The sequence below is a fragment of the Candidatus Cardinium hertigii genome, from assembly GCF_050864915.1.
GTDB lineage: Bacteria > Bacteroidota > Bacteroidia > Cytophagales > Amoebophilaceae > Cardinium > Cardinium hertigii_D.
The window spans coordinates 62801-84579 of record NZ_JBOZWY010000002.1 but is presented as its reverse complement, the minus strand read 5'-3'; the positions used below and the strand labels follow the sequence as shown (position 1 = coordinate 84579).

Sequence of the window (21779 nt, the reverse complement as noted above, 5' to 3'; positions counted from 1 at the left end):
AAAAGAAGCCATTAATCTTTTTCTTTATGGGTGAAGAATGGATCATCTGAAAGATATTGTTTTTTCTTGTGCATCGCTTGTAATAAGCTATAAGCAGATCCATATTTTTTTAAATAGTAATAACTATAGTACAAAGCTTGCGCAACCACTTTATCTTTTTTGTCTTGTGAATGCGCTGTTTTTAGGTAATACAAAGATTTTTTTAGATGCTCTTTTAGTTTTGATACCCTTTGTGCCCACTGATTAGAGGCCAATATTGCTGCTTTTTTTTGGTTTATATAGCTATATAAAGGGCTGGTATAGGATATATTACCTGTTTCTAACAACAGATTTAAGATATTTATTTTACTGTGTTGAACAAGGTGATAATCGTATACTACACAGGTAGGGCGGGCACAAAATAGAAGTGACTTAGAGAGGCAACGTCTTACACTAAAAATGGGCCATATATCGTGACGCGATACGGATCCGATACCATCGGGCGATGTATATCTAAGCGTTACACCGATTAACCGATGCCAATCAGTCAACCTAGGATGGACTAATGGCTCTTTTTGTCCAAATAATTGTACCGTATCCCTGTGCAGTTTTATGGCTTTATTGTAAAATACAAAACCTATTTGACGCAACGCATCATATTGATGGGGCTGATTTTTTAAAACTTGCTTGTAATAAAAAACGGCCTCTTCTACACGTCCTTGATATTCTAGGAGATAAGCATATGCATAATAGGCATGGATCTCTTTATTTTGGAGACCAATGGCTAAGCCATCTGCATAGGCATCTACTTTTCCAGCGGCTTCATAGATACAGCATTTTTCTTCCAACAACTCATTATTAAAAGGAAACTGAAGAAGTGCTTCATTCAGAATGGCTATAGCTGTATCAAAATTTTTAAGTTTATGGTAATGAATAGCAGCCATAGCACGCAAAACAACAAAGCATGGGCCTTCTACTTTTAAATAGTCTTGATAATAACGCAAGGCTTCTTCTGGCTTATCATGGCTATGATAGGCAATAGCCATATACAGCAATGGCGTAGTTTCTTTAGATAAAATACGTCTGCAAATAGCAAATTGCTCTATGGCTTGATCAAATGCTTCTTGTCTATAGTAGCCTATTCCTCTGTTTAAAAAATAACTCCATAAAGCGGTTAAGTTACCAACTGAAAAACTATGAAATTGTGTGTATTTAGATACACTTAATTGCTGCGCTTGTGCATAGGCGGTAAGAGCCTGATCCAACAAAGCGGGTGCTTCTTCTGAAGCCACATGATCCCTTAAAAGTCGATCATAAATAACCCCTCTATAATACCAGGTCGAAGGATGTCTTGCGAGCTTCCTATCTTTAATAGCTGAGTCAATAGCCAATCGAGCTTGTTGTACATTAGACAAACCAGTTGCTTGCTCTGGTAGAGGGTTATTGTCTGCACCATCTACTGATGGAGATAGCACTTCACTATGCTTTGGCTTAGCATTCTTCTGCTTATTTTGACCCTCAAAGGTACGTACAATCTGCGCTATAGATGGAGGAATCGCCAAAAGGGAATGGGGAATTACCAACCACATCAGTACACAAAAAAATCTATACCTATCTACTTTATAAAGGATCATCCCATATTTTTTATCCATACTTTAATTTACTATTGCACTACTTAACGAGACTCTGTTGCATCTATGTTTAATTTTTGTTGGATCTTCCGTTTGTCTTGAATTTTTATTATTATTCGGCCATAAGTTTATTGAAGTTCTCAAAAGTAGATACCTGTTTTTTAGCTCCGATTAATTGTCCTTTTTGAATGATTCTAATATTTCCCCCTTTTATAGTGTAATGGCAGCAGCATGGAAACGCTTAAACCCTAGCATGCGTTTTATCAGCTCTATCGCATCTGAATAATCTTCTTAATAGACTGAATATCACACTTATATAAACCGGTAACACGTATAATCTTATCTACTGAATCTCCCTCTTGTAGCATAGCCTTAGCGATTTCAATCTTACCCTCTAGCTTACCTTCTTCTCTACCCTCTTCTTTACCCTGTTGTATACCCTGTTGTATACCCTGTTGTATACCCTGTTGTATACCCTGTTGTATACCCTGTTGTATACCCTGTTGTATACCCTGTTGTATACCCTCTTCTCTAGATTTTTGTTTCATATAATCTTCTACCGCTTGATTATCCATGATGCGCTTGATCTCTTGTTCATAGGTAAACAATTCTTTTTCTGACCAGTTGAATCTATTTAACGCTTCATAGGCGCGTTGGATAACTAAATCAGAGCCTATTAGTTTTTTTAGGTCTTCCTCGCTGGTAGAAGGAGCATGCTTGAAAAAGTAACACCACTTTTCTATAATAGTAGAGAGTGCTTCTATACAGCTAATATTAAATTGGGTAACTCTATAAAAGTGAATGAAAAGTCTTTTAAATCTCTTTCATAGGTCTTTGCGTCTAGAATAACATGATTAGATAAGTAATCTTTTTTATCAGGAAATATAACATAATCCGTAATAGCTATAAAGATAACTGCTTTAAGATCTTGGTATCTAGCACCTAATTCTTGACCTGAGTTGAGTTGCCTGGAATAGGCCTTAGAGGCATAATACTGCGCTCTTTTTTCAAAACCTTGTTGGGGGGCAACCTGCATCTCTACTATTATTTGCTTCCCATATTGGTCTGTGCATAAGACATCTACTACGCTTTCTTTCTTACAGGCAATATCTGGATCTTGAATCGTGGATAAGAAAGTAACTTTTTCAACCTTATCTGAGTCCTTTAGATTTAGGACATCATTGATAAAGTGAATAAGAATATCTTTATGTTTTTCGCTACCAAATATCTTACGAAAGGCTACGTCGTTCTTAGGACTTAAAAACTTTGAAGTTACCATAGGGATACAGAAGAGATATCAATTATAACATCCAATATAATAACTTTTTCGCTTATACAGAACCAACTGACCTGTCATCCACAGTTCTTAATTAGTCAATCCTGAATTATTATTTGTATTAAATTTATTGTATTGAAATTTTTTTTCAATATTTGAATGGTAGTATTCGTTCTATTTTTCCTAACCACTATATAGTGATAAACTAGTTTTGTTTAGTCCCATTAAGAAATAGTTTGGATTAGTATAGTGGCCATTTTGTATAGCTTACCTTGTAAGCAGTACAAAAACGTCTTTCCCTTAATTTCAGATCATTGCCTAAACAGATGGCTTATACCTGTTTTACAACCATCTGGAAACCACTATTCTCGATCTATATTTTTTCTATATTTTTTAAATGCTCGTATCAACTGCATCATTCTTTTTTGTTGCGCATCTGGCTCAGCCCATCCCGTACCAGGCGATTGGGGCAGCCAATAGTGTGCCGCCATTGTCGCCAACCCATTGGCGGCCATGGCAATAATTTTACCATCTATTTCTATTTTAGGTTTGATCCAATGGTTCCAAATCAGGATGACCACTATACTGGTACCCATGCCCATCAAAGCGGTACGCGTAGTACCGCGAAAACCAAGAACAGTTAAAATAAAAAGAGGTGTCACGGTAATTATAAAATTACCTGCAAGCCATTCAAAAACAAATTCACTTAATGCAAATAGATTAGGGTAGTAAACCGTTACGGTCATAGCCAATAGACCGGTAACCAGTGTAGCTAATTTAGCCAGTCGAAGCTTGTGCATATAAGGTGGTGCTTCTATGTTGCGCATGCTTTCCACCATATCATGACTGATCATAATAGAAGCAGTCTGTAAATAAGAATCAGCGGTAGACATCGTCATGGCCAATATACTAATGGTCACATATCCTTTATAAAAAGGCGATATACCAGCTAGGATATAAGACCAAATCGCTTCTTTCTGTAAGATTGGATTTCCTACAAAAACAAACAGTCCAATGAAGCAAATACTTATCGATATAATGGTCTTAAAAAGCACTACACGCGAGAAAACCTTTTTAGCTTGAATGGGGCCAGTAGACATATAGAAGCGTTGTATAATTGCAGGAGAGAAAAACAATACATTATTTAAGTCATTCAATAACTCTATCCAATACTTTTTATCAAATTCCCACAAGTTCTTGCATTGAAATTTTTCTTCTTTTTGTAGAAACCTTATAATTTCTAAAAATGATTGATCTGTTTTTACAAATACAAGCTTAAGAAGGAAGGGTATAACAATTGTAAAAGTTGCCAGTTGGAATAGATCGGTAATGGTAATGGCACGAATACCTCCAAAAACAGCATAGCTAATAAGGGTTAATGTAGCCAAAACAGTCAGGATAGAAGGGGCCGTTGTATCCATACACATGCCAATGGAGCAAGACATTACATTGATTTGAATAGCCACGATACCAATACAACAACCGATAGTTAATAAAGCCGTAATCATCCTTAGATATGGGCCATAGATGCTACCTATGGTCTCTGCCATAGAAAGCTGCTGCATAAATGGTCCCATATGCAACGCCAGTAGACTTATTATATACGATGATAACATGCACCCTGCAGGGGTCAAGAATATGTAGCATATCCCTTGATCATACATCTTCGGTACCTCACGCATCAATAATCCTCCTCCAAAGCCCGTAGCTAAAAGACTAGCTATTAAGGTAGTTGTATGAAATTGCTGCGTACCTACTGCATATGCACGGAAAGTAGTGGACTTTTGGCTCATGTAAAGGCCTATTGTAAGGGTCACGAATAAAAAAGCCAATACCATAAATAAGGGGATGTTATAGAGTGGCATAGAAGGATTAAGATTTCGATAAAAGGTATGAAGACGCTGGAATAAAATATAATAAAAATAACTGAATTATATATATTTTTTTCTCTTAAATTAGCATACGTTAAACCAATTTTTTAGCAGCCGTTAATCTACGGGTAAAACTATAGTGGACGGAAGCATTAGGATAGAAAGATAAGCGTTTTGTTTCCTTTATAAACGCGAAAAAATCACACAACTTCACGATGTATTGCCTCAACGATTACCCCTTACAATCTTTAAATAGTTTTAAGGTTCCAGCATATGCAGCCCATTACATTCGGCTTAATAGCTTAAAAGATATAGAGGATTTTTATACTACCGTAGATATAAGCAAAAGACCTTTATATATACTAGGTGGTGGTAGCAATACATTATTTGTAAGAAACTTCCCTGGTTATATACTGCATGTTCAACTATCAGGTATTGAAATCATAGAAGAAACCCACCATAAAGTGCTGATTAAGGCAGCTGCAGGCGTACCGTGGCATACGCTTGTTTTATTTTGTATCAACAAAGGATATGGAGGTATAGAAAACTTATCGTTCATTCCAGGTACAGTTGGTGGCGCTCCGATACAAAATATAGGCGCATATGGTATAGAACTTAAAGATGTATTGGATACTATTGAAGCCATTGCATTATCCACTGGTCAAAAAATAATTTTTAAATCTTCAGCATGTGGCTTTGGCTATAGAACAAGCTTTTTCAAAACAAAATGGAAAAATCAATATTTAATTACACATATCACCTTGGCTTTACATAAAGAAAAAGTTTTTTCTATAGGATATGAAGCCATCCAAGCTATGTTGGAAAAAATGAAGATTAACCAGTTGTCGTTTAAAGCAATAAGTGACGCAATTATTGCCATTCGAAAACAGAAACTACCAGATCCTACTATTTTGGGTAACGCAGGTAGTTTTTTTCAGAATCCGTTGGTGTCTATAGGACACTATCAATCGCTTAAGGCGCAATATCCTTCAATAATTTCCTTCAAAACGGAACATAAAGAACAGATGAAAATTTCAGCAGCCTGGCTTATAGAAACAGCAGGGTTTAAAGGATTACGTAAAGGAAATGCAGGAGTCTATGCCGGACACGCGCTTATACTAGTAAACTATGGGGGTGCTACTGGTAAAGATATTGCAAGTCTAGCCAATCAAATCAAAAAAAAAGTAAAAATTCAATTTAATATCACCCTAATACCAGAGGTTAATATTGTAGGTGGTGTAATTAAATAACGTCAATTGAGGGCGTATGTCGCATCTGTAGTTGATTTTGCAATTGCATCTTATTTAGATCTACATTACCTTGGATACCTGGAACAGACCCTGTACTAGAATATTGCCATATTTTCCATTCTTGCCAACCATTTGGTAACTCATTTGATGATGGTGGTGTGCTTCTGTATCTAGCAATCCATAGTGGACACTTTTTAACTATATCAGGGGTGGTTTTTACATGTTGATCCCAAAAATTTTGTCTTGTGTATATGAAAGGAGTTATGTTTATCTCCTTGAGATATCGAACGCTTTCTTCTACTACGCTGCTCACTAAACTATAATCTGATCCATTGCTTTCCTCTACGTCTAACGCTATAATTGGCTCATTATTAGCCAAGCTAGTCTGGTCAGTTAATTTCTGTGCTGCTTGTATTTGACCTATAAAATTATCCATTTGATCCTTAGCCGAACTTGAGCCAAATCTTAGGAAGTGATAGGCACCAGGTTGAAAGCCTACACTACAGATATTCTTATAGTTGTCTATAAATTTAGGATCTTGATAGCTTTTACCTTCTGTTGCTTTAGCAATAATAAAAGCTTTATTACTATTACTAGGGGTTAGTTGCTTCCAGTCAATATTTTTTTGATGATGAGATATATCCATTCCTTCTTGGTATTCTATTATTATTTTTTGTTGAGATATCATATTATTTTTTGTATGATAGTTGCATCCGGTTAAAGGTAATATAAAAAGGAGGCTAGCCCAAACAGTCGAATGATAGTAATAAATAAGCAGTTGTTTCATGGTTTAGCTTACATTAAGAAATTTAGTTAATAACTACAAAATGAGACCGTTGCGATAGAAAATTAAATCTATTCAAAATAAGAAAAAAGCTATGTAATTATTGTTTTTATGTCCTTTATAGGACACAGAAAGAAAGTGTTTTACCAAAAATATATGCAAAAATGTTTAAAATATTTTTTGCAATTTGCTATTGCAACGGCCTCATTTTAAAGGGTTTTTAAGGCAATGCTATATCTAAAATGAAAAAAAGTAAACTTTAAAATCAATAATTAATGAAATTTATACATCTTTAATCTAGAAAACTATAAAAAAGAACACTAAAAACTTAACAAAAATTACAATAGTTATCTACAGCAACGGTCTCAAATTATGTTAATTTCTGTCCAGTTTTATCGGTCCTTTATATTAGATCTAATTAATTGTCCTTTATATTAGATCTAATTAATTGTCCTTTATATTAGATCTAATTAATTGTCCTTTTTTGAATGATTCTAATATTTTCTATTCCTTTTATAGTAATGGAAGCAGTATGGAAACTCTTAAATCTTAGCATCGGTTTGATCCGTTTTTTAATAAATATATGCTCTTGTTCAACTCTATTATTCAAGTATTTGTTTTGCAGTATTTGAATGTTATGATCTTGATCTAGTTCTATATTTAAAGCTATAGTGGCAGCTCCCCCATATCATCATGGTCTTCTAGTCTATTTTGTGGCATATGATTGATAACATGGACACCTTGGTTTTTAGATTTTATACCACCTAATAATACCAACTGTTGCCCCACAATTTGTACAAAATATTTTTGCGTACCATCCTTATCTGTATAGCACCTGTGTATTAACTTTCCTTCTATGTATACCTGTTGACCTTTGGTTAAATATTGAGCTGCTACTTCTGCATGAGGGGTCCAAAGTACTATTTCATGCCAATCGGTATGATTTATTTTTTGACCTTCTTTTGTTTTGTAGCTATCATGCGTTGCTACAGTAAGTTGTACCCGCATGCGCCCATTTTCTAAGTGGCCTATTTCTGGCGCTTTACCTAGGTTACCCAAAATAATTACTTTATTAACACTCGCCATGTTGGTTGTGCATAATAGAAAAAATAGTTTTCATCCCTGGTTAATTTAAGATCTTAGTAGGTAAGCAGCAACTGCTTAGTGGTAGCTTGGAAAGCATTTTTATGAGTTTGTGTTTAGAAAGATAACGTTTGGAAGCATCATTTTCTGGTTTCAACCCTTTGTAAAAGGGTGTCAGCAATAAGGTATCCTTGATCTTTTCTTACTTCAATTGAACGTTCGATGATAAAAGTAAGCAGTTGAGTAGGGTGGAGGCCAATTTCTGCTGCTTGATGGAATAAAAAGGAAGCGGGATGCATACCGGCCGTAGTATTGGGATCATTTAATATAATTTCATTATCATCGGTGATAAAGCCATCTATACGGGCATATACTTGACAATCTAACAGTTGGAACAAGTAAACAGCCTGTTTTCGGATGCGCTTCAGTAAGGAAGTGGATAAGACCATAGGCGTTTGTTTCCGTACTATACCGGGCAAATATTTTGCTCTATAATCAAAATGGAGCTTTCCCTTGACCATTTCAGTTGGGGGGAGTGCAATCGGATTTCCTTTTTCTGCTTCTAGTACCATGCAAGAAAATTCTCTTCCTTGAATAAAGGCTTCAATTATTATGGACGCTTCTGCTTGTGTACTCATTAATAAAATAGGTGGCTGTTTCTTTTGAAAATAAAGTTCTATGTAGTCTAGTAAGGTATGAGGCGTATAGAACGTTTGGTCAGCGATCTGTAAGGGAAATCCTATTCCTTCGCGTACATCTATAAGGTTAGTCAACCAATTTTTTCTTTCTTTTCGTGTATAATTTTGCCATTGATCATAGCTTATTGTTTCCATAAAAAATGCCTTATGGACCGCATGTATAAAGGAATCAAGTATAGAGTGTTCCACAATGGTCACGCCTATAGAGGAGCCTTGTCTACTGCTTTTCACCACGAAAGGCAAGCCAAGGGAAGCCATTATTTGATCAAATAGCTTTTTTTTGTCATCTGTACCGAGCCATTCTTTTTGGGCTAAAATGACAGAACGGGGTAGTACAAAACCTGATTGTTGTAAAAGCTTTTGTTGAAATATTTTGTTCATGGCTAGTGCAGCTGGTAGGATATCAGATCCTGTATAGGGGATTTGATACCATCTTAATAGTCCTTGTATGGTTCCATCTTCTCCATAAGGACCATGTAAGCAGAGAAAAGCTATATCAAAGTATTTGGAAAAATCAGTAGGATCTATTTTTTTTCCTATTTTTGCTATATATAGCGCATGGCTTTCGGTAGTAGGCAATGACTCTATGTAAAGGGGAATCCCCCAAAAATTGGCTATAATAGCGGATGGATAGAACTCCCGAATGGTACCCTGGTAAAGGTATTGCTTACGAAGTAGAATAAAGTTCCCTAAACTATCTACAAATATAGGGAGTGGTTCAAATTTTTTTCGATCTAAATGGTCATAAACGGTACGCCCCCCTGCAAAGGAAATTTCACGTTCTCTAGATGGTCCTCCAAAAAATATAGCTACCTTGATCAGAGGTAATAAAGAATTGTGCACGAGAAAGTAAAATTAGAATCAATAGTTAGTATTACTTTGTTCCAATTTAGAAGCCGATGTATCTTGGCCAGTAATTTTTTATAACTACCTGTTTTATTTTCCTGAATAGGCTAAGTTTATACAACTATTTGCTGGCCATTTTCATAGCAGTTACGCCATTTTTTTTAGCTCAGATGCTTGGCTATTTTTTTCTATTTGCTTGAGTAATTCTAGTTGGGTTCTACCCAGTTGTTCCAGTGCATAGCCTTTATCAATAACTAATTTTTGTTGGTCTTTTAGGGATGGAGCAGTGTACATTACTTCACTCATAATGCTTTCACAAATAGAACGCAGTCCCCTGGCTCCCAATTTTAATGATATAGCTTGTTCAGCAATCAAATCAAGTGTTTCTTCTGTAAAAGTTAGGGTGATTCCATCTATTGCGAACAACTTAGTATACTGCTTTACCAATGCATTTTTAGGCTCTGTGAGAATACGGCGAAGGTCAGATTTAGTAAGTGGTTCAAACCCTCTTACAATTGGAAGACGACCTACTAGTTCAGGAATCAAACCATATCCCTTTATGTCTGATGAAGAAACATATTTAAGTATATCCTTATCATCTACTTTGGGCGTACGTTTTGCACAAAATTCGAATCCTATGCTATTAAAGTTAATGCGATTGCTAATGGTTCTAGCAATACCATCAAAAGCCCCTCCACAAATAAATAAAATCTTTTCTGTATTGACAGCTGTTAGCTTCTGATCTGGATGTTTCCTTCCACCATGGGGCGGCGCATTTACAATTGAGCCTTCTAATAACTTCAGTAAAGATTGTTGAACCCCTTCACCACTTACATCACGGGTGATGGATGGATTGTCCCCCTTACGTGCAATTTTATCAATTTCATCTACATATACAATCCCTCTTTCAGCTGCCGTTACCTCATAATTAGCCGCATGCAATAAGCGACTAATGATGCTTTCTACATCTTCTCCTACATACCCTGCTTCTGTCAAGACGGTTGCATCTACAATACAAAAAGGTACCTCCAACATTTGTGCCAAAGTACGGACCAAATAGGTTTTACCTGTTCCAGTTTCTCCAACTAATAATATATTGGATTTTTCAATAACTACATCATCTTCTATATTTGCTGGATGAGATAAACGCTTATAATGGTTGTAAACAGCAATAGACAATGCTTTTTTAGCTTCTTCTTGTCCAATTACATATTCATCTAAATAGGCTTTAATTTCTTGCGGTCGTAATAGATTTACTGGTTTGATGTCATTTATGATGATATCTTCTTTTTGAAGTTGAATAATCTGTGCAGCTTGTGTCACACATTGGTCACAAATGCGTCCTTCTGGACCGGTTACCATCATACTGACTATCTCACTAGCTTTTTTACAAAAAGAACAATGGGTTTTCATAGTAGTAGTAATTATATGATTAATTTTTTTTCTCTTGCTCTAATACGGAATCAATAATTCCATATGCTTTAGCCTGACTTGCACGCATCCAGTAGTCTCTATCTGAATCACGCTCTACAGAAGCATAATCTTGACCTGTATGGGTGGAGAGAATGTTATAAATATCTTTTTTAATTTCAATCATTTGCTGCATGGTAATTTCCATATCAGCAGCTGTGCCTTTAGAGCCTCCTAGAGGTTGGTGAATCATAACCCTAGCATGTGGCAGAGCAGACCGTTTGTTTTTAGCACCTCCCGTCAATAATACTGCAGCCATAGAAGCAGCAAGGCCTGTGCAAATGGTCGCTACGTCAGGCGAAATATATTGCATGGTATCGTAAATACCTAAACCTGGGTATACGGAACCTCCTGGACTGTTGATATAAAGCAAGATGTCTTTTTTTGTATCGACCGATTGTAAATAGAGTAATTGTGCAATAATGACATTGGAAATATTATCATCTACTTGTGTACCAAGAAAAATAATTCTGTCCATAATCAATCTAGAGAAAACATCTACTTCTCTAAAGTGACCGGGACGCTGCTCAATAACAGACCGTGTCATGTTTTCGACATCTGATACATAATTATATATTTGTGAACCAGTTGCATATCCATTTTTAACTGCAAATTTTTGAAATTCTTTTTGATTTGGCATAAATAATATGGAAGGTGAAATGCATCTTTTTTTATTTGTTTTTACTCTATGCTAATAGAATAAATAAGCAACTCTTTGAAATTTAGTATAAAATAATATATTAAACAAATAGCATATCTTATATTTTGTGCAATAATAATTGTTCAGTACTACACTAGTCTATGATTGAAGCAATATAGGCTTGTAGGTTAGATAAGTCATAGGGTGTAAACCAGCTTATATTTTTGTCTTTTTTAAACCAAGTCATCTGTTTTTTTGCATATTTTTTCGTGTTTATTTTAATCTGGTCTATGGCTTCTGCTAAGCTCGATTGACCTTCTATATAGTTGAATAATTCTTTATAGCCTAATGTTTGCAAGGCATTGGTTCCTTTGTAAGGATATAGTTTTTCAACTTCTTGCAGCAATCCTTGTTCTATCATAGCATCTACACGTAAGTTGATCCGTTCGTGTAGTAATGCTTTTGGTTGGGTTAGACCTATCATTATAATATTAAATTTTCTTGTTGGTTGCGTCTGTTGTTTGCGTAAAGTTGAGTAAGGTATGCCTGTACCCAAGCAAACTTCTAATGCTCTGATGACTCTTTGGGGATTTTTAAGATCTACTGTGTGATGGTATATGGGATCTTTTTCCGCCAGTAGTTGGGTCAGGTAGGAGAGTCCTTTTTCTGCTAAGGCATTGTTTAAATTGGTACGTAGCCTGGATGGCAGGATAGGTATTTCCGCTAGTCCTTCACAAAGTGCTTTTAGATAGAGTCCAGAGCCACCGGTTGCTATCACAACATCTTGATGCATAAAAAGGTTATCGAGGGTTTGTAATGCTTCTTGGGCAAATTGCCCAGCTGTATAGTTGGCTTGAATGGGTAAAAAAGATAAAAAATGGTGTGGAATGCCTCTCATTTCTGCTTGGGTAGGTTGTGCCGTACCAATCACCATGTCACGATAAAATTGTCTGGCATCAACAGATATAATCTCTGTTTGCAACGCTTCAGCCAGTTGAATGGATAGTTCGGTCTTGCCTATAGCAGTTGGACCTACTATAACGATTAAGTGGTTGGTATGGGTTGGAGTCATTAGGATTAAAAATCAGTCCACTATACATTTGAAAAGACAGACTCGAGCCCTATACAGAGTCTCTTAATAAATCGATTATTGCTTTATCTTTAGCTAAATCAAAAGCTGTAATATGACGTTGTTTTTATAATTTAGACCATTACAGCAATCGTATAATGTCTATCAACCGATGGACGTAACTTCCTTCGTTATCATACCAACTAATTACTTTTACCAATTTTCTATTAACGTAGGTTAACTTTCCATCAAAAACAGAAGAGTGGGTATTCCCTATTATATCTACAGAAACAATTGGATCTTCTGTATAGGCTAGTATATGTTTAAGTGGACCTTGGGCTGCTTCATACATGGTCTGATTTAAAGCTTCTTTAGTAGTCTCTTTTTTTAATAGTGCAGTAAAGTCTACTACTGAACCATTTGAAACAGGAACCCTCATGGCAATTCCATCTAATTTTCCTGCTAAATGAGGCATTACCAGCCCTATTGCTTTAGCAGCTCCTGTAGAGGTAGGAATGATAGATAGTGGAGCTGCTCTTGCTCTTCTTAAATCATTATGTGGTGCATCTTGTAGTGACTGATCAGCTGTATAAGCATGAATAGTATTGATGACCCCTTGTTCTATACTAAAATGATCATCTAATACTTTGGCAACTGGTGCCAAACAATTGGTGGTACAGGAAGCATTAGACAAAATAACTGGCTTTGTTTTTAAAATATCATTATTTATACCTAGTACAATAGTAGGAATAGTTTGATCCTTAGTAGGTGCTGACAGCACTACCTGTTTAGCACCTGCTGTCAAATGGCTGGTCGCCCCCTTTTTATCTAAAAAATGACCAGTAGCTTCTATGACTACATCTACATCTAGTTTGTCCCAAGGTAATACAGATGGATCGGGGCAAGAATAGACCTGAATGTATTTGTTGCATATGCTGATGCTGGAAGCATCACATGTAACCTCACCTTTGAAGGGGCCATAGTGGGAATCATATTTAAATAAATGGGCTAAAATTGTACTATTGGCTAGATCATTAATTCCTACTACGGCTAAATCACTACAACCTAAAATCGTACGTAAAGCCAATCGACCAATACGGCCGAATCCATTAATCGCAATTTTTTTCATTATTAAAATATATTATTCTTGTAATAGTTCATCAAGTTTAGTTAATAGTTTTAATTGATGTTTTTGAGTTTTTTGAAATAAACCAAGTTTATCGAGCCAAGACAATGAGGAGGGTGTATTACACAATTTAATGGTGAGGTTTGGCCAACCTTTGTAGAGGTAAATGATGGTACTTAAGAGCTCGATGCGTTCTTTTGTATTAAATCCGCTATAGTACACAGATAAAAAGTTGCTAATACTATCCGGGTCTACTTTATCGAAAAGATCTTTTAACGAATTTTGATCTGATGCAGAAAATTCCATAATTGAGAATAAAAATTGCTTTCTTTGTTTACCTTCTAATGATAGTTTAGAACCCCAGTCATCTGCTGGTACCGCTTTATCTTTTTTGGCTTGTGCTTGTTCCTTTTGTTTAATTAACGCACCTAGATCATCGCTCGCTACGCGGCCTTTTTGACTATTGCAGTGAATAGATTTTAGAATCTCTTGTCGGTCATGATCTGGCAGTTGGGATAAGCTTGCTTTTGCATCATCATTTAATTGCTGAAGTGGATTAGGAAGAATCGATGTAATCAGCTGGTTGATCTCTTCTGGTTTAGTAGCATTCAGAATGTCCTTTTTTAACTTAGTAGCTATTTTTTCGTTTGATTCGATCTGAAGCAAGTCGATATAGTGTTGTTGACATTCGATAGAGATAAGTTGAATCTGCTGTAACAGCTTTTCGTTTTGATTGATAAGCTTTGCTTGTGTATCTAAGTCAGCCTGATCAAAATCTTTTTGAAATGAACGTCGTTCAGATTGGGGTAGAAGCTTTAGTAATTTATTGTAATTTGTTTGATTTTCAATATTTTTTTTTATAAAACTTTCTAAAGCATCTGCTGTTTTAATATTAGAAATGGCTTTGTATATTTTTTCCTGTCCGGTCTTATCATTCATTTGAAGTAGCTTTAGGTAATTTCCTTTCCCCTTTTCAGATACCCCAGTCCAAACTGTGTTTCGTTTAGGTATAAGCTCGCTTCGCACACCATTACAACTGAAGAAGGCAAAACAGGCTGTAAATGTAGCATAAAATAAAAAATAATGTAAGAAAAATGGATTGATTTTCCGGGCGCTTTTATTTAACATATGGCTGCTGTGCGTAATGTAGTAATTTTAAAAAATTATCTAGTATGCCATAAAGAACATATTTACAATAGTAGATAAGGTATACCTAATAGTTGGAACCATTTTTCAATCTTACGAAAAAAATATATAAGTTGGAACTATTAACCTTACTACACAACCCTATTCAAAGCATATAGTGGACTGCAAAAAACAGATAAAATTTATAAAAATTTGTCTTAATAAATCAGTCGACTATATTTGGGGAAAGTTACATGGGTAGATTATAACATATGGAAAAAATAATACGCATACTTTGGAAATGTTTTGCAGCAGGAATTATAAGTATTCCTATTTATCTTTTTTCTGTTCAAGTTGATTTTTACCATTTATATGGTAGCATGCCCTCAACAGAATTATTAGAAAACCCACAAAGCGAATTGGCTTCTGAGCTCTATGCTGCAGATGGCGTTTTGCTGGGCAAGTACTTTAGAAACAACCGCAGCTCTGTAACTTATGAAGAAATTTCGCCCAATATAATTCATGCGCTTATCGCCTCAGAAGACTACCGTTTTGAAAAACATGCTGGTATAGATTTAAGGGGCTTATTACGTGCTTTTTTTCTTTCGATTTTATTACAACAAAATAAAGGAGGAGGAAGCACGCTTACGCAACAGTTGGCTAAAAATCTCTTTAACATTAGAAAGGAGACAAACTATCGAGGCAGATGTTCGCATATTCCCTTCCTTAGTAAACTGATACTTAAAACAAAAGAATGGATCTTAGCGGTTCAACTAGAACGTGCCTATACCAAGCAAGAACTTATAGCCATGTATCTGAATACAGTTACCTTTGGTAGTAATACATATGGCATTAAAGTAGCCGCACGTACATTTTTTAACAAAACAGCCGCCGAATTACGTATAGAAGAGGCTTCGCTATTGGTAGGACTATTACGTGCACCTAGCCGATACAGTCCTATTAAGAATCCTGAAAAAGCCAACCATATTAGAAACGTAGTATTAGGTCAAATGGTCAAGTATGGATTTTTAAAAAGGTCTGATTATGACCTTATTTCTGAAATACCTACCGAGTTACATTATCAAGAGGAAAATTATGAAAAAGGCATAGCACCCTATTTTAGAGCAGTAGTACGTGATTTCCTATTAAAATGGACTCAAGAAAATGGATATGATCTTTTTTCAGATGGACTGCGCATCTATACAACCGTTGATAGTCGCATGCAAGTGCACGCAGAAGCTGCTGTAAAAGAGCACATGGCGCTGTTACAAGCTAAATTTGATGACCATTGGAAAGATCAAAATCCATGGATTCATGAAAATGGGAACGAAATAGTAGACTATATTGAAAAAGAAATACAAAAAACAGCTTTTTCCCAAGGCTTACATAAAGATTATGGAACAGATGTCAAATCAATTCATAGGGTATTGCATACACCTGTACCCACTCTATTATTTTCTTGGAATGGGCCTATTCAAAAAATGATCACCCCTATAGAAGCCTTTAAACATCATCGAAGGATATTACAGGCCGGATGTATGGCCATGGATCCTTATACAGGCCATATTAAAGCCTGGGTAGGTGGTATTGATTACAAATATTTTCAGTACGATCATGTAAAACAGAGCAAACGACAAACCGGTTCAACTTTTAAGCCTATTGTCTATACAGTAGCATTAGATAATGGCTTCTTGCCTACAGACCTGGTAACAGATGTACCGGTTACATTCTTACAACCCAACGGTGAAATGTGGACACCGCAAAATGCCTGGAAAAGCTATTCTGGTAAGCCCTATACCTTACGTTATGCTATGGCTAAATCCTACAATTCTATTACAGCTTATTTGATTAAACAGCTTGGCCCCCAACGAGTTGTAGACTGTGCCAACCGAATGGGTATCAAAGGGCCTTTAGACCCGGTTCCTGCTATTTGTCTGGGTTGTAGTGATGCTTCTATTTATGAAATGGTAGGTGCATATAGTACTTTTTTGAATGAAGGGGTTTGGACAGAACCTTTGTTTATTACCCATATTGAAGACAAATATGGTAATATATTACAAACCTTTATTCCACAACATCGCGAAGCGATTCATAAAGATACAGCTGATCTTATGACTTATATGCTGCAAGGCGCGCTGGATGAAGGCGCTTTAAATAGTGTACCTATTGCCCTAAGAGAAGAGAATGATATAGCAGGCAAGTCGGGTACCACCTCTAATCATTCCGATGGTTGGTTTATAGGGTTAACCCAGAATCTTTGTACGGGGGTTTGGGTAGGTGGAGAAGACCGCTGTATTCACTTTAGAGATTTTAAGCTAGGAAATGGCAGTACAACCGCTCGCCCTATATGGGAAAAGTTCATTATGAAGTTATATAACGATCCTTATCTAACTTATAGGAAGGGGCCTTTGATTACAAACAGAATTTTTTCTGAAAAAATAAAAAATATTATTCAAGGCAAATCTAAGCATCACTTGGGTACATCTGGCCATAGATCTAATGATGCATCGATTGATCTAGCTAATAAACAGAAAACAGCTATAGCACTAGACATAGATAAAATACTTTAAAAATTATAGTGGACTGAAGAACATTGGATCCCTTTCCTTCTCTTTGCAGTGTCTCAAATAATCTGATATGAATACGCATAAATGGATCTGTTTGGTTTGTTTTAAAAAACGAGACCGTTGCAATAGATTTTTAGGTTTTAGTCAAAAAGAGTCCGGTTAAACTTTATTAAAAAGTTAACTTGTATTTATTGTTTAAGGTTTTTAATTAAATTTTTAATATATTTGCATGGGAATAAAAGTAAGCGGTCAGCTACGTTTATCAAATATTTCAGCTAGTCGTCGTAAATGCAAGCATGCTTTTTTAATCAAATAAATAATTTGATTAACTGATTATTAGTAGAAAAAGAAGCTTCGTATTTGTTATCCTAAAGGTTTGCGTTTATCAGGTAAGCCTGCCTATAGTTCGCTACTTTTATTTAAAATGCTCTTATTTGAGCAGTGGTTTGGCTTAAGTGACTACCAAGTAGAAGAAAAGGTTAATGATCGTATTACCTTTAGCGGATTTTCTGGTATTTTCATAGATAATTCTGTTCCAGATCATAGTCTATTAAGCAGATTTAGAACTGCCTTTACAGAAAAGAAGGCTTTAGATAGGTTATTAATCATAAATGATCAACTATCTAGCCATGCTGTATTGGTTCAGCATGGTGCCGTTATTGATGCCTCTATTACCCCTACGCTTAGACGTCCTAAAGGTAAAAAAAGCTATGATTTGCATGAGGATGCTACTATATCCGTATCTAAGAGATATCAAAAAGGGGTAGCTTCAGAAGCTAGTTGGAACCAAAAAGGGCATAATCTTTACTATGGTTATAGGCGGCAGCTCCTTGTCGAAAGTAAACAAGGTTTAGTACTAGCAGTCAGTACTACAAAGGCATCCAGTCATGATGGTGCTCATTTACCTATATTATTGGATAAGTCATCTCTAAAACCAGGTAGTAGGCTAAGGTTATAGCGGGTTACCCAACGAAACTTTACTAAAGAAAAAAACTTAAAATCAGCTATTCAAAAGAAAGGTAGTAGAAATCATCGCTTATCACCTGCTGCCAATTGGTTTAATAAGTTAGTATCCAAAACTCGATGTAAGGTAGAGCGGGTATTTGGTAGCATTAAGCGTTGGTTTCGTAGCGTATATTCGCTAGTCTAAATAATTTTTTAGTGAATCGGCTATTAATCTTATTTTCTTTAAGCAGCTGTAAAAGTATGGATATGGATACCAACCGTCATAAAGACTTTTCGTTTACCCTATTAGATGGCAGTATTTTTCATCTTTGTAGTGGCATTCAACAGGTAGTTTTGGTAGTCAATACGGCTTCGCGCTGTGGATTTGCGCGTCAATTTGATGCCTTACAAAGGCTACATGACCGGTACCATGTCGATGGTTTTACAGTCCTTGGGGTATCTTCTCAAAGCTTTGGCAAGCAAGAATTTGAAAAGCCTTGTGATATAGCAAGTGCTATACAAAACAAATGGAGTACCCTTACTTTTCCGATTACGCAGTTAACAGCTGTTTGTGGAAAATCCATTCATCCATTCTATGCATGGGCTGCTACACAAGTTTCTTGGTATGGCCGCCCAAAATGGAACTTTCATAAATATTTGATAGGGAAACAGGGGCAATGCATTGCATGGTTTGCGTTTGCAACAGATCCTTTGGCCCCAAAGATCATAGAAGCAGTAGAGGCTGCACTAGGTGCTCAGTAGCTTTTCTTGAAGCCATTTACTTAATCGTCCGCTTTCTAAATATTAGATATATATTTTAATGGATTTTTTGAGCTATATTTTTAAATACAAATGCAACCCAACTATTGTGTTATTCATTTAACATAAGCTAAACCAAAAGTTTGCAATTTTAAATAAAAAAATATATTGTTCTTTTATAGTCTAGTTATACACTCAAGTAATCATTAAAAAATTACTAAAAGTAAAAAAATATGAGTCATATGAATCTACAAACCAATAAGACCTGTTTAGACAGAACTAAATTTACTTTTTTTCGTGGTATTTTTACCTATTTTTCTCTTCAAAAGCTTTTTTCTGCTTCTTTTTTAATAGGACTGTGCAGCAGCTGCCTACTGTGCAGCCCAGGATTTAAATGCAGTAGAAAAAATAGTTATGGACTGAAGATAGAAAAAGCTTTTTCCAAATCCAATACAAGCGACGTCTTCTTCGACCCATTATCCTTAAGAAGGGAAGTAAACCCGCTATCGGAACGGTTATTATCCTTACAAAGAGATAAGCCATTATATGTGAAAGATGCACTTACTAAGCAGCAGCTTAATAGTACCAAGCCTACTAATATAGGATTAGAGCAGCCAAGCCTATTGGGGAATAGGCTGCAAAACATACCATTACCCTCTAAAAAGACTTCTACTAGCTTACCAATAAGTTCGCTACCTCTAGAAAAGAAAGATAATCCACTTCCAGTGGACACATTGCCCTTACAAGGGAAGCCAACTATACCTGAGATAGGTGTAGTTGGCAGGGATTATCTTAACACTATTGACTCTACTGATAATATCGAACCAAAGAAGCCAAACTTATTAGCAAAATCAAAATCCGAAGAGGCTTGCTCTAATATTCCTATTAAACCCTCGGATACTTCTAATATATCTAATGTAGATAATAATCTAAATACTGTTGACAATGTTAATGTTAAAAATCTTATAGAACGTTTTGAGGGCAACATACAAAAAGAATTGCAAGAGAATATAGATCGTACCAATAGGCCCTTTAAGATTATTGGCTCTACTAATATGGCATCAAACAACCTAAACGCAACAGTGCCAAATAAAAATATTGACGAAATATATACTAAAAGTAAAAAAATAGGAAAAGAGAGGGAAATAGATCCATTAATTGATATACAATTATTAGACAATAGCGCTGAAAAAATAAGCGATTTCGTAGCTGACATGCAATTGAAATGGACGAGAGTATTGACAATGATAGATGAATTGGAGGAAGAATTACAAAAAAATCCCCATGAAAGGGATACAAACTTTGAGGTACTTCTTATAAAATTAAGAGAAAGTGAATTGGATAGCTTAAAAAAGGATCTATTAAAAAAATATTTATCAATTAGTGAGGAAATCGATAAAATCAGCAAAGTATTAAACCCTTCGAATACCCAAACTAATGATAACCCCTTAATAACTGAACTAATAAAGATAATGAGCTCATGGAATGAACATAATAAAGCTAAACCCGAGTATAAATTCGAAAAGTGTAAAAAGCTTCTGGAAGAAATAACAAAAGACAACTATAACAGTAACGGTGATATAAAGAATGTGGTAAATAATTTACAATCACTACAAAATACTATAAGATCTATACTAAAATTAACAAAACAGATCATCTGTCAGCTTGAAGAAAATATTAGCCAGATAGAACATCCCAGAGATAGAAGTATATCTAATTTTTAGATTGTTGATTTAATATAGAACATTTAAAAGCAAAAAGCATTAGGGTAATTAGAACCATACTTTTGGACTTTGTATATTCTTTTGTTTTGTGCCTAAATCTACATAAATAATGACGGAATTTGGCATTTATACTTTCAAGACATTTCGTATATCGCTTTCCAACGATATGTTTACTTTTTGGTAAGATACCTCTATAAGCAGGCCATTTATCTGTGAAAACGAAACTGTGTGCTGTAGGCTTTACCTGAAAGTTCAGCTCCCCCCCAACTTTTTTCATCTTAAAACTGAATAGTTCGCCGGCCATTAAAGCACGTGTAAGCGAAGATAGTTAATAAGATGAGACCGTTGCAATAGAAAATTAAATCTATTCAAAATAAGAAAAAAGCTATGTAATTATTGTTTTTATGTCCTTTATAGGACACAAAAAGAAAGTTTTTTACCAAAAATATATGCAAAAATGTTTAAAATGTTCTTTGCAATTTTCTATTGCAATGGCCTCTATACCTAATTTATATATGACTGATTTAAAATAACTTTAATCCCGAGCTAACGTTAAATTAAAGCAAAAATATAAAAAAATCTATTAAATATTAGTAATCCCAAAAAGTAATATATAAAGATGCTTACGGAGCCTATAAAAATTTGGATGTGATGAAGAGGGATTAAATTTTTTAGATGTATTCAGCGCTTCTCCTACAGGGATATGACCCATATAATAAATGCATTACGCGAATAAAAGGTTTGGTAAAATTGCCTCTTGAGGATGCTGGATCGGATAATTGGATAAAAAAAACAAGCCGGGTATCGCGCCGCTACAACTACTTTACCCTTGTTCCTTTCCAGGCCTAGGGGATTCAGTAGGAGCTAGCCGTACCGGCTTGCCGTTGTAAATTTAATACTTTTTTTTGAAATCAAAAAATTGTTGGAGAAAAATAA

General features: G+C 35.4%; 16 protein-coding genes and 4 pseudogenes. 5 read left to right on the top strand and 15 right to left on the bottom strand.

The window, feature by feature from the left end; all coding sequences use genetic code 11:
* Window positions 1-11: 11 nt before the first annotated feature.
* The 5 genes and pseudogenes from ACRRVD_RS01580 to ACRRVD_RS01560 form a co-directional block, all read right to left on the bottom strand.
* Window positions 12-1631, bottom strand: a complete 1620-nt coding sequence (locus ACRRVD_RS01580) for a tetratricopeptide repeat protein (RefSeq protein WP_432461419.1) — start codon at window positions 1629-1631, stop codon at window positions 12-14.
* 91 nt (window positions 1632-1722) lie between these two features.
* Window positions 1723-1874, bottom strand: a pseudogene (locus tag ACRRVD_RS01575) (IS6 family transposase); the annotation flags it as partial.
* 5 nt (window positions 1875-1879) lie between these two features.
* On the bottom strand, window positions 1880-2218 hold the full coding sequence (locus ACRRVD_RS01570; RefSeq protein WP_432461556.1) for a hypothetical protein: 339 nt from the start codon (window positions 2216-2218) through the stop codon (window positions 1880-1882).
* 9 nt (window positions 2219-2227) lie between these two features.
* Window positions 2228-2889: pseudogene (locus tag ACRRVD_RS01565) on the bottom strand (Rpn family recombination-promoting nuclease/putative transposase); the annotation flags it as partial.
* 359 nt (window positions 2890-3248) lie between these two features.
* Window positions 3249-4751 carry a sodium:solute symporter family protein gene (locus ACRRVD_RS01560; protein WP_432461418.1) on the bottom strand — a complete coding sequence of 501 codons (1503 nt, stop codon included), beginning with the start codon at window positions 4749-4751 and terminating at the stop codon, window positions 3249-3251.
* A 221-nt stretch (window positions 4752-4972) separates the two neighbouring features.
* Here ACRRVD_RS01560 and murB point away from each other — a divergent pair, with 221 nt between their 5' ends.
* Window positions 4973-6007, top strand: coding sequence for a UDP-N-acetylmuramate dehydrogenase (murB, locus tag ACRRVD_RS01555; protein ID WP_432461417.1), 1035 nt, complete (start codon window positions 4973-4975; stop codon window positions 6005-6007).
* Here the strand turns inward: murB and ACRRVD_RS01550 are convergent.
* From ACRRVD_RS01550 to ACRRVD_RS01510, 9 genes and pseudogenes are all read right to left on the bottom strand, one after another.
* Window positions 6000-6794 (bottom strand): glycoside hydrolase family 25 protein, encoded by a 795-nt coding sequence (locus tag ACRRVD_RS01550; RefSeq protein ID WP_432461416.1) that lies wholly within the window; start codon window positions 6792-6794, stop codon window positions 6000-6002. The genes murB and ACRRVD_RS01550 overlap by 8 nt on opposite strands.
* Window positions 6795-7257: 463 nt before the next feature.
* Window positions 7258-7470 (bottom strand): annotated as a pseudogene (locus ACRRVD_RS01545) (DDE-type integrase/transposase/recombinase); the annotation flags it as partial.
* Window positions 7458-7877, bottom strand: a complete 420-nt coding sequence (locus ACRRVD_RS01540) for a single-stranded DNA-binding protein (protein WP_432461415.1) — start codon at window positions 7875-7877, stop codon at window positions 7458-7460. The pseudogene ACRRVD_RS01545 and the gene ACRRVD_RS01540, both read right to left, overlap by 13 nt.
* Window positions 7878-8014: 137 nt before the next feature.
* Complete coding sequence (locus ACRRVD_RS01535) at window positions 8015-9415, bottom strand: D-alanine--D-alanine ligase family protein (RefSeq protein WP_432461414.1); 1401 nt, start codon at window positions 9413-9415, stop codon at window positions 8015-8017.
* A 150-nt stretch (window positions 9416-9565) separates the two neighbouring features.
* Window positions 9566-10831, bottom strand: a complete 1266-nt coding sequence (gene clpX, locus ACRRVD_RS01530) for an ATP-dependent Clp protease ATP-binding subunit ClpX (protein WP_432461413.1) — start codon at window positions 10829-10831, stop codon at window positions 9566-9568.
* A gap of 19 nt (window positions 10832-10850) precedes the next feature.
* Window positions 10851-11528, bottom strand: coding sequence for a ClpP family protease (locus tag ACRRVD_RS01525; RefSeq protein ID WP_432461412.1), 678 nt, complete (start codon window positions 11526-11528; stop codon window positions 10851-10853).
* Window positions 11529-11682: 154 nt separating this feature from the next.
* A complete protein-coding gene (gene miaA, locus ACRRVD_RS01520; RefSeq protein ID WP_432461411.1) occupies window positions 11683-12600 on the bottom strand; it encodes a tRNA (adenosine(37)-N6)-dimethylallyltransferase MiaA in 918 nt (305 codons plus the stop codon).
* A 139-nt stretch (window positions 12601-12739) separates the two neighbouring features.
* Complete coding sequence (gene gap / locus ACRRVD_RS01515) at window positions 12740-13726, bottom strand: type I glyceraldehyde-3-phosphate dehydrogenase (protein ID WP_432461410.1); 987 nt, start codon at window positions 13724-13726, stop codon at window positions 12740-12742.
* A 12-nt stretch (window positions 13727-13738) separates the two neighbouring features.
* A complete protein-coding gene (locus tag ACRRVD_RS01510) occupies window positions 13739-14851 on the bottom strand; it encodes a hypothetical protein (protein WP_432461409.1) in 1113 nt (370 codons plus the stop codon).
* Window positions 14852-15120: 269 nt separating this feature from the next.
* Between ACRRVD_RS01510 and ACRRVD_RS01505 the strand changes: the two genes are divergently transcribed.
* From ACRRVD_RS01505 to ACRRVD_RS01490, 4 genes and pseudogenes are all read left to right on the top strand, one after another.
* The gene (locus tag ACRRVD_RS01505) at window positions 15121-17418 is read left to right on the top strand and encodes a transglycosylase domain-containing protein (protein ID WP_432461408.1); all 2298 of its coding nucleotides are present in this window, start codon (window positions 15121-15123) and stop codon (window positions 17416-17418) included.
* Window positions 17419-17703: 285 nt separating this feature from the next.
* A pseudogene (locus ACRRVD_RS01500) lies at window positions 17704-18547 on the top strand (IS5 family transposase); the annotation flags it as partial.
* 74 nt (window positions 18548-18621) lie between these two features.
* On the top strand, window positions 18622-19122 hold the full coding sequence (locus tag ACRRVD_RS01495; protein WP_432461407.1) for a glutathione peroxidase: 501 nt from the start codon (window positions 18622-18624) through the stop codon (window positions 19120-19122).
* Window positions 19123-19667: 545 nt separating this feature from the next.
* Window positions 19668-20843 carry a hypothetical protein gene (locus ACRRVD_RS01490; protein WP_432461406.1) on the top strand — a complete coding sequence of 392 codons (1176 nt, stop codon included), beginning with the start codon at window positions 19668-19670 and terminating at the stop codon, window positions 20841-20843.
* Here ACRRVD_RS01490 and ACRRVD_RS01485 read toward each other — a convergent pair.
* Window positions 20833-21120 carry an IS1 family transposase gene (locus ACRRVD_RS01485; protein WP_432461405.1) on the bottom strand — a complete coding sequence of 96 codons (288 nt, stop codon included), beginning with the start codon at window positions 21118-21120 and terminating at the stop codon, window positions 20833-20835. The two genes, ACRRVD_RS01490 and ACRRVD_RS01485, sit on opposite strands and share 11 nt — an antisense overlap.
* Between the last annotated feature and the right edge of the window lie 659 nt (window positions 21121-21779).